This is a genomic window from Krasilnikovia cinnamomea (assembly GCF_004217545.1).
In the GTDB taxonomy this organism is placed as follows: domain Bacteria; phylum Actinomycetota; class Actinomycetes; order Mycobacteriales; family Micromonosporaceae; genus Actinoplanes; species Actinoplanes cinnamomeus.
Genome location: NZ_SHKY01000001.1, coordinates 6239467 through 6254354, shown reverse-complemented (window position 1 = coordinate 6254354; position 14888 = coordinate 6239467). Strand labels below are relative to the sequence as shown.

Sequence of the window (14888 nt, the reverse complement as noted above, 5' to 3'; positions counted from 1 at the left end):
TAGAGGACCCTCGCGGAAGTGAGAAGGATTCGACCGTCATGGATACAGATTCCACAAAACTCCACGCCGGTTCTTGCGGTACTACCCGATCGGCGGGATCGTGACGCCATGCGAGGTGACCGACCCAACGGCGCGCACGTGGCCGTCGCCGACGTCTCGACCAGCATCGCCGGTGCGGCGCGCGCCGCAGCCGCGCGGCCCAAGGCGAGCACCGCCGCCCGCGTCGAATTCCACGCCTGGACGACCGCCGGTGACTTCGCCGCCGGTACCGGCGACGGCGTGGCGCCCGGACAGCCCCTGGGCATCGTGGTCGCGCGACCCGCCGGCGTCACCCGGTACCACGACCCGTACCTGGACACCGACCAGGACTATGAGTACGGCACCTGGACCTCTCCCCTGCGACGCCTCGGCTTCGGAGCGACCCAGGTGCTGCCCTCCTGGAACGCCCGGACCCCGGCGGGCACCTGGCTGACGGTGGAGCTGCAGGCCACGATGGAGGACGGCGCGCGCACCGGCTGGCTGGCCCTGGGGCCGTGGGCGTCCGGCGACGGCGACATCCGCCGCCACTCGGTCAGCCCGTCGGCGGCGCCGTACGGGTGCGTGGACACCGACACGTTCACCGCCACCACCGGCCATCACGTGCATGCGTACCGGCTGCGCGCCACCCTTTACCGGGCGAGCGGCACGCCGACTTCACCACGGCTGTGGCAGCTCGCCGCGGCCGTCTCGGCGGTGCCGGACCGCGCCGAGGTGCCGGCCAGCACTCCCGGGCCGGCGTCCCGCTCAGGTACGGAACTACCGGTGCCCGCCTACTCCCAGATGGTCCATGCCGGCGAGTATCCGCAGTGGAACGGCGGCGGCCGGGCCTGGTGCAGCCCCGCCTCGACCGAGATGGTGATGGAGTTCTGGGGCGCCCACCCCGGCCCCGATCAGCTCGCCCGGGTCCACCCCGCGTACGCCGACCCGAGCGTCGCCGTAGCCGCCGGCGGCACCTACGACCATGCGTACGGCGGCACCGGGAACTGGCCGTTCAACACCGCGTACGCGTCGGCGCACGGCCTGAACGCCCGGGTCGTGCGGCTGCGCTCACTCGACGACCTGGAGCGGCTCGTCGCGGACGGCATCCCGGTTGCACGTCGCAGGCGTTCGACGCGGGCGAGATCCCCGGCGCCGACTACCGCGTCAGGGGCCATCTGTGGGTCGTCGTCGGGTTCACCCGTACCGGCGACGTGGTCGTCAACGACCCGGCGGCGACGTCCAACGCCGCGGTGCGGCACGTCTTCGCCCGCCGCGCGTTCGAGAACGTGTGGCTGCGCACCCGCTGGACCCGCGCCGACGGCTCGACCGGGCGCGGCTCGGGCGGCGTCGCGTACCTCCTCACGCCGCCCGGCCGGCGGCTGCCGCAGGTCGCCGACCCGGCCAACCCCACCTGGTAGGCCCGGGTGCGAAGCCACCTCCCGGCGAACCCGGAGAGCACCACTGGCACGGACCGCGAACGATGAATGATCCGCTGGTCGAGGCCGAGGTGGTCCGGTTCTGCGCCGAGCTGATCCGCATCGACACCACCAACCGTGGCGGCGGCGACGGGGCCGAACGCCCGGCCGCCGAGTACGTCGCCGCCCGGCTCGCCGAGGCCGGTCTGGAGCCGGTGATCCTGGAGTCGGCGCCGGGGCGGGCCAACGTCGTCGCCCGCATCGCGGGCACCGAGCCCCACCGCCCCGCGCTGCTGGTGCACGGCCACCTCGACGTGGTGCCCGCCGATCCGGCGGACTGGCGGGTGCCGCCGACGTCCGGGGAGGTCGTGGACGGGGTGCTCTGGGGCCGTGGCGCGGTGGACATGAAGAACACCGACGCGATGATCCTCGCGCTGGTGCGCTCCTGGGCGAGGCAGGGGCGCCGGCCACGGCGCGACGTGGTCCTCGCGTTCACGGCCGACGAGGAGGACACCGCCGCCTACGGCGCGCAGTTCCTGGTCGACCGGCACGCCGGGCTCTTCGAGGGTTGCACGGAGGCGATCGGCGAGTCCGGGGGCTACGCCGTCCACACCGGACGGTCCCGGGTCTACCCGGTCGGGGCCGCTGAGCGCGGCACCGCGTGGCTGCGCCTCACCGCCCGGGGCAGGGCGGGTCACGGCTCGCGGGCCAACCCGGACAACGCGGTGGCCAAGCTCGCGGCCGCGGTGACGCGGATCGCCGGCCACGAGTGGCCGGTGCGGCTCATTCCCACCGTACGGGCATGCCTTGCCGGGCTGACCGGACGCCGGGCCGATGAGCTGGCTGAGGCCGACGCCGCCGGGCTTTCCGCGGCGCTCGGCGCAGCCGGCGTGCTGGTCGCCTCGACGCTGCGCAACAGCGCCAACCCCACCATGCTGGAGGCCGGCGACAAGGTCAACGTGGTCCCCGGCATCGCGATCGGGTACGTCGACGGCCGGGTCCTGCCGGGCCACCTCGCCGAGTTCGAGGCCACCCTGGACACGCTGACCGGGCCAGACGTCACCTGGGAGTACGTGCACTCCGAGGTCCCCCTCGAAGCGCCGCTGGCGAGCCCGACGGTGGCGGACATGGCCGCCGCGCTGCGCGCCGAGGACCCGGCCGCACGCGTGGTGCCGTACTGCATGGCCGGGGGCACCGACGCCAAGCAGTTCGCCCGGCTCGGCATCGCCGGCTACGGCTTCGCCCCGCTCGGCCTGCCGGCGGGCTACGACTACCACGCGATGTTCCACGGCGTCGACGAGCGGGTGCCGGTGGAGGCGCTCAGCTTCGGCGTCCGGGTCCTCGACCGGTTCCTGACGGGCCGGTTCGCGACCTGACGTGACGCTCCTGACGTCCGAGCGGGCCTGAGCTACCGGCGCCGCTTGCCGCGAGCGGCCGGGCTACTCGTCTTCGTCCAGCCCGGCCGCCGTCACCGCCGTGTCGAGCAGATCCAGATAGCCGTTGACCTCTTCCACCGCGTCGATGAGGAACTTCGCGTCGGCCTTGTCCAACCCGGTCGCCCTGCTGATGAGCCAGGGCGCGAGCTTCTCCATCAGCTCCTTCTTGGCCATGGCCTCGGCCGGACCGGTGACCTTGTCCCAGAAGGCGTTGGTCACGTCGTCGATGGCGGCCTGGTTCGCGGCCTTGGCCAGTTCCGCGACGTTGGGCTGATCCAGGTTCTCGATCACGTGGGCGTAGCGCCGCATCTGGGCGCTGATGGCCTTGCCGTAGGCCACGAACGCGCCGACGGCGAACCCGCCCAGGCCGAGCGCCGACATCACCAGCGAGATGATGGCGCTGTCGCGAGCGATGTCGCGTTCGGGATCCGAGCTCGCCCCGCCGCCGCTGCCGTCGGCGAGCACACCGAGCATCGAACCGGTGTCGGGCTCGACCGCCCAGAACGCCACCGGGGTGCCGTCCGCCGGCATCAGGCGGTCGTAGTCGTCCCAGTTGTCGAGCAGCCTGCGCCACTGCACCCGCGACGCCTCGGGCAGGGCGGCCAGTTGGTCGCTGCTGACAGATCCCTTCGGTACGAGGGTCAGGCGTTTGCCCTTGAGCGCGCTCCAGGTGCTGGTCCGGAATCCGACCCCTTCGGCGAGCGCGAGCGCGGCGGACTGCTCCAGCGTACGGTCGAACGCCCGCACCCGGTCCCCGCCGAGAGTCGCCCACCGGGTGCATGGCAGCACGTCGGCGCGCCGGACCCGAGTGCTGGTTCCGAACTGGGGTCGGTGGACGTGCAGAACGGCGCGCAGACCGGTCTCGAAGGTCAGGTCCCCTTCGCCGGACACCGGCGGGTGCAGGGCCGGCACCATCGACGGCAGGCGCGGCAGCCCTGCCTCGAGCGCACTCACCAGGCGCTTTTCGTCCTTCGCGGCGGCCGCCTCGACGAACGCCTTCGTGCCGAGGCGCGCGGTGAGCAGGTCATCGAGCCAGGTGCCGACGGACGGGGCGGCGCCCTCAAAGGACACCAGCGTGGTGCCGAACATCAGGCCCTGCACCTCGTCGACCGCCGTCGCGGGCAGCGGGCCGTCCCCGGCGGAGTCCGGGTCCACGCCCGCCAGCACGCGAATCACCTCGGATTCGTAGCCGACCCGCACGCCGAGGTAGATCCCGGCGAAGCCCGAAGCGGCGGTCCGCTTGTCCGGCGCCGGCACCCGGTACGTGGCGGTGGCCCGGATCCCCTTGCCGGCGGTGAGCGTCACGGTCCGCTCGGCCGGACCGTCGGCCGGCGCCCGGTACCGCAACTGGTACGGCCGGACCTCCTGCCGCCGCAGGAACTCGTCGGTGGCGGCGACCGTACGCTCGACGTCGCTGCCCTCGGTGGCCACCCCACCGGTCAGCTCGACGATCTTCTCCTGCGTGGCCCTGTTCACGTCCCCGATGCCGATGGCCACGATGGGGGCGCCGGAGCCGACGCGGGACTGCATCGCCGCCACCCGCGCGGCGTCCGTCTCGTCGTCCTCGAAGTCGCTGGCGATGACGATGACCGTGGGCCGCTCCTCGTTGGCCTGCTTCAGCGACTCCCAGATCCCCGACCGGACGCTGCTCTGCCTGCCCACGGCGTCGCCCACGGCCTCCGGGGTACGCAGCGGGAAGCCGTCGAGCCGCGAGCCCCCGCTGACCGCCATGACCCCGACCCGCGCGGAAGGGTTGCGGGCGAACAACCGGCGCGCCAGCTCGGTGGCGAACGCCTTCGGCTCCGGCCCGGTCTTGATCGAGCCGGAGAGGTCGAACACCAGCATCACGCGCGGAGGTTGCTGCTTGTTGGCGGTCAGCCGCAGGGCCAGTTTCGTCTGGTCCTCGGCGAGCTGGAACGCGGACGCGGGCAGACCGGTCACCGGCTTGCCCGCCGCGTCGAACGCGCTGACCCGCAGCGAGACGTCCGGGAAGCCGCCACCGGCGGCGTCGACCTGGAGCTTGGCCACCCGTTCGCCCGCGCGGGGGTCGGCTTGCGCGGGGGCCTCCAGTGGTTCGCCGTCGACCAGCACCTCATCGTCCTTGACCTCGATCACCTGGCCGGTGAGCGAGATCGCCGATCCGCTGAAGGCGAGCTTCGCCGCGGCGTCCGCGGCCAGTCCCGGCCCGGCCACGGCCAGCGTCGGGGTGAACGTGTTGAGGTCCTGCGGCCGCAGGTGGATCAGCTCTGCCATCTCGGCGGTGGGCCGGAACGCCACGTGCAGCTGCCGCCCGATCAGATCCTCGGCGTGGTACTCGGCCTTGACCAGGGTCGTGGGGAGTGTGGGTTCCGCGGTCGTCGCGGCCAGCAGCCGCACCTCCACCGACAGACCCGACCCCGCACCGAGGTAGCCGCGCGACGGCTCGCCGGTGGTGTGCGTCGCCCCGAGCTTGGCCCCGGCGACGAGCGGGTTCGCGTACGTCTCCTTGCCGTTCACGACGACCTTCACCAACGGTACGCGGCGGTCGCGCGACGCCGCCGGTTCCGCCGCGCGCCGCGACGGCAGCGCGTCGGCGAGCTGCCGGGCCAGGTCGGTACGCGCCTTGGCCTCGTCACGGACCGCGGCGAGACGGTCGCTCGCGGTGGTGGCCGGCTTCCCGATGGCCCTGTGCCAGCGCGCGATCGTGTCCTCGTCCGCCTTCGGCTCGAACGAGCGGCGCACCGGCCGGAAGACGCTGTTCAGGTCGACGTCGTCGGCCAGCTCCCCGACCAGCACCTCCGCCTTGAAGCCCGCCCGCCGGTACAGGTCGGCCAGCGTCTCGACCTTGTCCCGCGCGGACCCGGCGCCGCCGCGCAGCGTGCCGCGCACGCCCCACCTGGTGTCGCCGACCAGATCGAGCGAACGGCCCACGGACGGGTACACGACGATCTGATCGCGCACGAAAGCGAGGATGGCCTCCGGATCCTTGCCGGCCACCACCCGCTCGGCCGCCGCGGCGACGTGGTCCGGGCTGGCCCGGACCGAGGTCCGCAGCTGCTCCCACAGGCCGAACGCACCATCGGCGTCCGGACCGGGCTCGTCGTCGTCGAACAGGCCGCAGCCGGTCAACGCCGCGGCGGACACCGCCGTCACGAACGCGAGCAGGGAGCGCCGGCTCACCCCGCCGGAAGCCGCGGGCGGGATCGATTCGAAGCCATCGGGCTGGCGCATCGCGGTGCCACTCCTCAGATCGGGCGCGTGAGGCGGCACGCCCCAGGACACGGACGCGCCATTCTGCCTGCCGTCGCGATCGTTTGTCTCGCCCGATCGGGCGCAGTTGGCGCGGTCAGGGCCGCAGCGAGATTTCGGACATGGTCCCCCTGGTTTTCGATGACGCCGCAGGCACACGTACCGTCAGGACTTGATGTCGCAAATGAGCGTTCCGGCGGTGACGGCGGCGCCGACCTCGGCGGCAAGTCCGGTGACCGTGCCCGAGCGGTGCGCGGTCAGCGGCTGCTCCATCTTCATCGCCTCCACGACGACGATCAGGTCGCCTTCCTTGACCTCGTCGCCTTCTTCGACGGCGACCTTGACGACGGTGCCCTGCATCGGTGCCGTCAGGGCGTCACCGGAGGTGGGCGGCGTGGACTTCGCCGCCGCCCGGTGCGTGGGCCGGGCGCCGGGCACGCGCGGGCCGCGGGCTCGCGACGTACCCAGATCCGAGGGGAGGCGGACCTCCAACCGCTTGCCACCGACCTCGACCACGATGGTTTCCCGGGGGTGGTCCTCCCCCGCTTGCCCGGCGGCGGCCGCACCGAATGGCGGGATGTCGTTGACGAATTCGGTTTCGATCCATCGGGTGTGGACGGTGAACGGTCCTGCGCGGCCGGACAGCTCGGGGGCGAAGGCTGGGTCGGTGACCACGGCACGGTGAAACGGGACCGCCGTGGCCATGCCCTCGATGGCCAGCTCCGCCAACGCCCGCGCGGAGCGTTGGAGGGCCTGCTCGCGGGTGGCGCCGGTGACGATGAGCTTGGCCAGCAGCGAGTCCCAGGCCGGACCGATCACGCTGCCGGCCTCGACGCCGGTGTCGAGACGGACGCCGGGTCCGGTCGGCGGCTCGAAACGGGTGATCGCGCCGGGAGCCGGGAGGAAGTTGCGTCCCGGGTCCTCCCCGTTGATCCGGAATTCGAACGAGTGACCCCGCAGCGGCGGGTCGGTGTAGCCGAGTTCCTCGCCGTCGGCGATCCGGAACATCTCGCGCACCAGGTCGATTCCGGAGACCTCCTCGGTGACCGGATGCTCCACCTGCAGCCGGGTGTTGACCTCCAGGAACGAGATCGTGCCGTCGCTGCCGACCAGGAACTCGACGGTGCCGGCGCCGACATAGCCGGCCTCCTTGAGGATGGCCTTGGACGCGGCATACAGCTCGGCGACCTGCGCGTCGGACAGGAACGGCGCGGGCGCTTCCTCGACGAGCTTCTGGTGGCGCCGTTGCAGGGAGCAGTCACGGGTGGAGATCACGGCGACGTTGCCGTGGCGGTCGGCGAGGCACTGGGTCTCGACGTGCCGGGGCCGGTCGAGGTAGCGCTCGACGAAACACTCGCCCCGGCCGAAGGCGGCGACGGCTTCGCGGACGGCCGACTCGTACAGTTCGGGAATCTCTTCCCGGGTGCGGGCGACCTTGAGGCCCCGCCCGCCGCCACCGAATGCGGCCTTGATGGCGACCGGCAGGCCGTGCACGTCGGCGAACGCGACGACCTCGGCGCTGCCCGCCACCGGGTCCGGGGTGCCGGCGACCAGCGGGGCGCCCGCCCGCTGGGCGATGTGCCGGGCGGCGACCTTGTCGCCCAGGTCGCGGATGGCCTGCGGGGGTGGGCCGATCCAGATCAGACCCGCGTCGAGGACGGCCTGGGCGAAGTCGGCGTTCTCGGAGAGGAAGCCGTAGCCGGGGTGCACGGCGTCGGCGCCCGACGCGCGGGCCGCACCGAGGATCTTGTCGACGTCGAGGTAGCTGCTGGCCGGGGTGTCCCCGCCCAGGGCGAACGCCTCGTCCGCGGCGCGGACGTGCAGGGCGTCCCGGTCCGGGTCGGCGTAGACGGCCACGCTCGCGATCCCCGCGTCCCGGCAGGCCCGGGCCACCCGGACCGCGATCTCACCGCGGTTGGCGATGAGCACCTTGCTCAGCATGGCACCTCCACCAGGTCGGTCTCGCGCAGCCGGCCGACCGCCGCGAGGATGTGGCGGATCTCCGCGCCGGGGGTGAACGTGGCATCCACGCCCATGGCTTCGAGGGTGGGGATGTCCGCGTCCGGGATGATGCCGCCGACCAGGATGCGGACATCGTCCGCGCCGGCCTGCCTCAGCAGGTGGGTGACCCGCTCGACGATGGTCAGATGGGCTCCCGAGAGGATGGACAGGCCCAGTACGGCAGCGTCCTCGGCGAGGACGGTGGCGACGATCTGCTCGGGGGTCTGGTGCAGGCCCGTGTAGATGACCTCGTGGCCCGCATCGCGCAGGGCGCGCGCGACCACCTTCGCGCCCCGGTCGTGGCCGTCCAGGCCCGGCTTCGCGATCACTATCCGTACGTGGCGTGGCGTGCTGTTCACGGACTCTCCGTTCGGGTTCATCGGGGGAAGGACGAGGCGCGCCAGCCGACGCGGCCGTAGGCGTGCGCGGTGCGCAGCACGCGGTGGGGTGCGGCCCAGGCGCTGGTCTGCGGGCGGTCCCGGGCCGGGTCCGCGGTGACGGTGGCGGACAGAAGCACAGTCACCACGGCGGCCAGTTCCTCGGCGCTCGGGTCACCGCGCACCACGTTGATCGTCATGTCGATTCCCCGCTCTACAGAGGGATGTTGCCGTGCTTCTTCGGGGGCAGGCTTTCCCGTTTGGTGCGCAACTGCCGCAGTCCCCGCACGATGTGGCGCCGCGTGTCCGCAGGCAGGATCACCGCGTCGAGATAGCCGCGTTCGGCCGCCACGTACGGGTTGAGCAGCGTGTCCTCGTACTCCTGGATCAGCCGGGCGCGCTGCGACTCGTCCTCGGCGAGGGTGCGCCGATGCAGGACACTGACCGCGCCCTGCGCACCCATGACGGCGATCTGCGCGGTCGGCCACGCCAGGTTGAGGTCGGCGCCCAGATGCTTGGAACCCATCACGTCGTAGGCGCCGCCGAACGCCTTGCGGGTGATCACCGTGATCAGTGGCACGGTCGCCTCGGCGTACGCATAGATCAGTTTCGCGCCGCGCCGGATGATGCCGTCGTGCTCCTGGCCGACGCCCGGCAGGAATCCGGGGACGTCCACGAACGTCAGCACCGGCAGGTTGAACGCGTCGCAGGTGCGCACGAACCGGGCGGCCTTCTCACTGGCGTCGATGTCGAGGCAGCCGGCGAAGCGCATCGGCTGGTTGGCGACGATGCCGACCGGCCGGCCCTCCACCCGGCCGAAGCCGGTCACGATGTTCGGCGCGAACAGCGGCTGGGTCTCGAGAAACTCCGCGTCGTCCAGCACGTGCTCGATGACGGTACGCATGTCGTAGGGCTGGTTCGCGCTGTCCGGGATCAGGGTGTCCAGCTCGCGGTCGGTGTCGGTGAGCGAGAGGTCCGCGTCGGCGTCGAAGGCGGGCGGATCGCTGAGATTGTTCGACGGCAGGTAGGACAGCAGTTGCCGGACGTAGTCGATGGCGTCCTTCTCGTCGCCCGCGAGGTAGTGGGCCACCCCGGACACCGTGTTGTGGGTGCGCGCGCCGCCGAGCTCCTCGAAGCCGACGTCCTCCCCCGTGACGGTCCTGATGACGTCCGGGCCGGTGATGAACATGTGCGAGGTCTGCTCGACCATGACGGTGAAGTCGGTGATGGCCGGGGAGTAGACGGCGCCGCCCGCGCAGGGGCCGACGATCAGCGAGATCTGCGGAATGACACCGCTCGCGTGCGTATTGCGGCGGAAGATCTCACCGTACGCGCCGAGCGCGGCCACGCCCTCCTGGATGCGGGCGCCGCCGGAGTCGTTGATCCCGATCACCGGGCAGCCCGTCCTGAGCGCGAAATCCATCACCTTGGCGATCTTCTGCCCGTGGACCTCGCCCAGCGCGCCGCCGAACACGGTGAAGTCCTGCGCGAAGACCGCCACCGGCCGCCCGTCGACGCTGCCGTAGCCGGTGACGACGCCATCGCCGTACGGCCGGGTGGCGGCGAGGCCGAACTGGCTCGTGCGATGCCGGGCGAACTCGTCGAGCTGCACGAACGAGCCCTCGTCCAGCAGCAGATCGATACGTTCGCGCGCCGTCAGTTTGCCCGCCGCGTGGTGCTTTGCCACCGCCCGCTCCGAGCCGGGCTGCGCCGCCTGCTCGACGCGACTCCGCAGATCCGCGAGCTTGCCGGCGGTGGTGGTGATGATGATGTCGATGTCGGCCATGCTGTCCACCCGGATCTCTCGGTGCTCAGAAGGCGTCGTGGGGGACGTACACGCCCCACACGTCGCGCAGGGCATGGGAAACCTCGCCGACGGTGGCGCGTGACCGCAGGGCCTCGCGCATCGGGGGCAGGACGTTCTCGGACGTGCTGCGGGCGGCGGTGCGCAGCGCCTCCAACGCCCGCTCGACGGCGCCGTTGTCGCGTTCGGCGCGCAGGGCGGCGAGGCGTTCCCGCTGGTCGGTCTCGATCGCCGGGTCGACGCGCAGCGGCTCGTAGACCTCTTCCTCGTCCAGTGCGTACTTGTTGACGCCGACCACGGTCCGTTCGCCGTTGTCGATCTGCAGCGCGATGCGGTAGGCGGAGTTCTCGATCTCCGACTTCTGGAAGCCCTGCTCGATCGCGGCGACCGCGCCGCCGCGGTCCTCGACGGCCCGGATGAGCTCGCACGCCGCGGCCTCCAGGTCGTCGGTCATCGACTCCATGACGTACGACCCCGCGAACGGGTCCACGATCTTGGTCAGGTCCGTCTCGTGGGCGATGACCTGCTGGGTGCGCAGGGCGAGGCGGGCCGCCTTCTGGGTGGGCAGCGCGATCGCCTCGTCGTACGAGTTGGTGTGCAGGGACTGGGTGCCGCCCAGCACCGCGCCCAGGCCCTGCAACGCCACGCGGACGAGGTTGACCTCGGGCTGCTGCGCGGTCAGTTGCACGCCTGCGGTCTGGGTGTGGAAGCGCAGCATCTGCGACTTGGGGTTCCGGGCGCCGAACTCGTCGCGCATGATGCGGGCCCAGATCCGGCGCGCGGCGCGGAACTTGGCGACCTCTTCCAGCACGGTGGTGCGGGCGACGAAGAAGAAGGACAGCCGTGGCGCGAAGGCGTCGACGTCCAGGCCGGCGGCGATCGCGGCCCGTACGTACTCCTTGGCGTTGGCGAGGGTGAACGCGACCTCCTGCGCGGGCGTGGCTCCCGCCTCGGCCATGTGGTAGCCGGAGATTGAGATGGTGTTCCAGCGCGGCAGTTCCCGGTGGCAGTAGGCGAAGATGTCGCTGATCAGCCGCAACGACTGCTTGGGCGGGAAAATGTAGGTCCCGCGGGCGATGTACTCCTTGAGGACGTCGTTCTGGATCGTGCCGGTCAGCCGGGAGCCCGGCACGCCCTGCTCGGCCGCGACCAGCTCGTACAGCAGGAGCAGCGGGGCGGCGGGCGCGTTGATCGTCATCGAGGTCGACACCTGGTCCAGCGGCAGTCCGTGGAACAGCGTGCGCATGTCGTCGATCGAGTCGATCGCCACGCCGACCTTGCCGACCTCACCACGGGCGATCGGGTCGTCGGAGTCGTAGCCCATCTGCGTCGGCAGGTCGAAGGCCACGCTGAGGCCGCCCGTTCCGGCACCGACGAGCTGGTGGTAACGCTCGTTGGACTCTTTCGCGGTACCGAACCCCGCGTACTGCCGCATCGTCCAGGGCCGGCCGGCGTACATCGACGGATAGACGCCCCGGGTGAACGGGAAGCTGCCCGGTGCGCCCAGCTTGGCGTCGGCGTCGAAGTCCGCCAGGGCCCGGCTGTCGCAGACCGGCGGGATCGGCAGACCGGACTCGGTCGTCGCTAGGAAATCCATCCCCAACCTCCCGGTACTGAGTATCGTGATGACGGTACTCGGTACCACTGCGCAGGACAAGAGGTCGACCACCGGGAAGAATGGGCGCCCATGAGCAAGCCATCCACGCGCGTCCGGCTCGGCGAGGCCGCCTTCGCACTCTTCGACGAACGCGGGTACGAGCAGACCACCATCGATGACATCGCCGAGCGGGCCGGGGTGGGACGTACGACGTTCTTCCGGAACTACCGGTCGAAGGAAGAGGTCATCTTCCCGGACCACGACCGGCTTCTCGCGCTGATCCGGGACCGGCTGGCGACCTCGAACCACAGCACGGCCCTGATCGCCGTCTCGGACGCGGTCCGGCTGGTCCTGCTGCACTACATCGATGAAGGCGACATCGCGCGCCGCCGGTACGCCCTGACCAGCAAGGTGCCCGCCCTGCGCGACCGCGAGATCGCGAGCGTGGCCCGCTACCAGCGCCTGTTCCGCGAGTTCATCGCCGACTGGATGGGCGACCCGACCGAGTCTGCGTCACTGCGGGCCGAGCTCATGGCGGCGTCCGTCGCCGCGGCACACAACCATGTGCTGCGCCGGTGGTTGCGCGGCGAGTCCGCGGATCCGGTGACCGAGGTCGACGACGCGATGCGCGAGGTCCTGCGACTCTTCCCGGCCCCCACGGAGCAGCGCGACGGTCACGACCAGGGCACCACCATCGTCGCGTTCACCACCTCCACCGACCTCGATACCCTGCTGCCGTCGCTGAGGCGGCTCGTCGAGGACGGGTCCATCCACTGAGCCGGCGCTTCGGCCCGAAACTATCCGGCAACACTATTTTCACATCCTTCGATCTGCGCTACCGTCGATGGGAGCGCTCCCACTCCCTTCATCCCCGGGGAGCCCCCAACGCTAGGAGTGTCATGAGACGCCTCCTCCGCGCCGCCCTCGCCGCCAGCCTGCTCGCCACCGGTTCGCTGACCGCGATCGTCCTCGCCCCGCCGGCACAGGCCGACACCCGGATCTGCGAGCAGTTCGGCTCCACGACCATCGGCGGCCGCTACGTCGTGATGAACAACCGCTGGGGCACCTCAGCCGAGCAGTGCATCACCGTCACCGCGACCGGCTTCGCCATCGCCAGCCAGCAGGGGGTCGGCAACACCAGCGGCGCCCCGGTGTCGTACCCGGCGGTCTACTACGGCTGCCACTACACCACCTGCTCACCCGGCACGAACCTGCCACTGCGGGTCGACCAGATCACCAGCGCGACCAGCAGCATCGAGTACGGCTTCGTCGGCGGCGCCACCTACAACGCCGCGTACGACATCTGGCTCGATCCGGCGCCGAAGACCGACGGCGTGAACCAGCAGGAGATCATGATCTGGTTCAACCGCCAGGGGGCCATCCAGCCGATCGGATCCGTCGTCGGCACCGCCACGATCGGCGGCCGCACGTGGGAGGTCTGGCGCGGCAGCAACGGCCAGAACGAGGTCGTCAGCTACGTCGCCCCGGCCCCGATCACCACCCTGGGATTCAGCGTGCTGGACTTCATCACCGACGTACGCAATCGTGGCGCCATCACCGGCGCCTGGTATCTGACCAGCATCCAGGCCGGATTCGAACCGTGGATCGGCGGCACCGGGCTCGCGGTGAAGTCCTTCTCGGCCACCGTGAACGGTGGCGGCAGCACACCACCCACCACACGAACGGACTGCACCGTCGCCTACCGGACGAACGTCTGACCGGGCGGGTCCTACAACGGCGGCATCCCCGCCCGGGGCAGCCAGTCCTTCGGATTACAGGGCACCTACGCCGGTACCTTCGCCACCCCGGCGGCGTTCACCCTCAACGGCGCCGCCTGCGCCAAAGGCTGAGGACGGCGCGCCCGGTTCGGTAGGCAGGGAGGAGGTCTCGACGCCGGGCGGCCGCCGGCAGTATCGAGCGCCGGGTACGGAGTAGTCACAGCGGCTGCATGTCCTCCGGGTCCGGCCAGGTGATGAACTCGTTGCCGAGGCCGGACTCGCGGACGTGATGCCACAGGTCGTTGAGGACGTAGTGGCGGGACCAGTCCAGGTCGCTGCCGTGAGCCTGGTAGTACGCGATGGCCAGCATCGCGCGGTTGTGCACGGCCGGGTCGCTGGCCTTCTGCCGGCCCTCGGCCACTCCCGAGTAGAAGGCTTCCTTCAATTCGTCCGCGGTGTTGGGCGCCCAGTCGATGAAACCCTTCGCCTGATCGGGCAGGCCGCAGACCTGCCACATCACGCCGTAGCAGAAGCCCTGCTGCTCCTGCAGGCGCTCGCCGGTGCCGAAGGCGTTCACCACCTCCCAGCCCATGATGATCGTCGAAGCGATCATGCCGACCGGCCCGAGCGCTTCACCCAGCAGCACCACGGCCGCCTCCTCGCTGGCCCCGGCGGCCAGTGACAGGTTGCCGAGCACCTCGGCGGTGTCGCCGATGATGTGGGCACCTTCCAGGCACAGGTGCACGAATTCCAGGAACTGACTCTGGTCCATGTGCACGTCGACGTCGGGCGCCGCACCGCCCGCCGCGACCGCCTGACCGCTGCCGTCGGTGTGGGCGCCGGTGTCGCCGGCGGCGGTGTTCTCGTTGGTCTGCGGCGGCGTGCTCCAGTCGTACCTGGAGGTGCCGGTGACGATGGCGTCGCGCAGGTCGGTCCAGTACTCGACGAGCTGGGCCTGATCCGGGTCGTTGGGGTCCAGTTGCCGCGGGGCGTGCGGGAAGAAGCGGAAGAAGTGGCTGTCCACCGTGGCGCTGAGGAACTCGTGGTACATCGCGTTCCACTGCTGAACCAGCTCGGCCTGGGCCGGGTCGTTGGGGTCGAGATGCTCGGGAGCTTCCGGATGTTGCAGATGGAACTCGCGGTCGACCTCGGCGATCACAAACTCGTGCGATGGAAGTGCCATGACTGCATGATCGCCTCCGTGCGGACGTATGTCGCGCGCGAATGGGCCACCCGAAGGGGCGGAAACGGGGCCACCTTGGAGCGCGGCCGGGCCCAGAATCCTGGGAGATCG

10 protein-coding genes and 1 pseudogene are annotated in these 14888 nt (G+C 71.1%); 4 read left to right on the top strand and 7 right to left on the bottom strand.

Annotation, left to right across the window (positions count from 1 at the left end):
* Positions 1-108 precede the first annotated feature (108 nt).
* Positions 109-1506: a C39 family peptidase gene (locus EV385_RS28170; RefSeq protein ID WP_242625115.1), complete on the top strand. Its 1398-nt coding sequence runs from the start codon at positions 109-111 to the stop codon at positions 1504-1506.
* Entirely contained in the window at positions 1499-2809 is a 1311-nt protein-coding gene (locus EV385_RS28165; RefSeq protein WP_130512188.1) for a M20/M25/M40 family metallo-hydrolase, read from the top strand. Before EV385_RS28170 ends, EV385_RS28165 begins: the two co-directional genes overlap by 8 nt.
* 63 nt (positions 2810-2872) lie before the next feature.
* Here EV385_RS28165 and EV385_RS28160 read toward each other — a convergent pair whose 3' ends face one another.
* From EV385_RS28160 to EV385_RS28135, 6 genes are all read right to left on the bottom strand, one after another.
* Positions 2873-6079, bottom strand: coding sequence for a vWA domain-containing protein (locus EV385_RS28160; protein WP_130512187.1), 3207 nt, complete (start codon positions 6077-6079; stop codon positions 2873-2875).
* A 183-nt stretch (positions 6080-6262) separates the two neighbouring features.
* Positions 6263-8035: an acetyl/propionyl/methylcrotonyl-CoA carboxylase subunit alpha gene (locus EV385_RS28155; protein WP_130513615.1), complete on the bottom strand. Its 1773-nt coding sequence runs from the start codon at positions 8033-8035 to the stop codon at positions 6263-6265.
* The gene (locus EV385_RS28150; protein WP_242625114.1) at positions 8032-8457 is read right to left on the bottom strand and encodes a cobalamin B12-binding domain-containing protein; all 426 of its coding nucleotides are present in this window, start codon (positions 8455-8457) and stop codon (positions 8032-8034) included. Before EV385_RS28150 ends, EV385_RS28155 begins: the two co-directional genes overlap by 4 nt.
* A 17-nt stretch (positions 8458-8474) precedes the next feature.
* Positions 8475-8675, bottom strand: a complete 201-nt coding sequence (locus EV385_RS28145) for an acyl-CoA carboxylase subunit epsilon (RefSeq protein ID WP_130512185.1) — start codon at positions 8673-8675, stop codon at positions 8475-8477.
* Between the two features lie 14 nt (positions 8676-8689).
* Positions 8690-10261, bottom strand: a complete 1572-nt coding sequence (locus tag EV385_RS28140) for an acyl-CoA carboxylase subunit beta (protein WP_130512184.1) — start codon at positions 10259-10261, stop codon at positions 8690-8692.
* A gap of 25 nt (positions 10262-10286) precedes the next feature.
* Positions 10287-11876, bottom strand: coding sequence for an acyl-CoA mutase large subunit family protein (locus EV385_RS28135; protein ID WP_130512183.1), 1590 nt, complete (start codon positions 11874-11876; stop codon positions 10287-10289).
* Positions 11877-11966: 90 nt separating this feature from the next.
* On the opposite strand from EV385_RS28135, the gene EV385_RS28130 reads away from it, so the two are divergent.
* On the top strand, positions 11967-12653 hold the full coding sequence (locus tag EV385_RS28130; protein ID WP_130512182.1) for a TetR/AcrR family transcriptional regulator: 687 nt from the start codon (positions 11967-11969) through the stop codon (positions 12651-12653).
* Positions 12654-12775: 122 nt separating this feature from the next.
* Positions 12776-13726: pseudogene (locus EV385_RS28125) on the top strand (GH12 family glycosyl hydrolase domain-containing protein).
* Positions 13727-13811: 85 nt separating this feature from the next.
* Here EV385_RS28125 and EV385_RS28120 read toward each other — a convergent pair.
* Complete coding sequence (locus EV385_RS28120; protein ID WP_130512181.1) at positions 13812-14777, bottom strand: hypothetical protein; 966 nt, start codon at positions 14775-14777, stop codon at positions 13812-13814.
* Positions 14778-14888 lie beyond the last annotated feature (111 nt).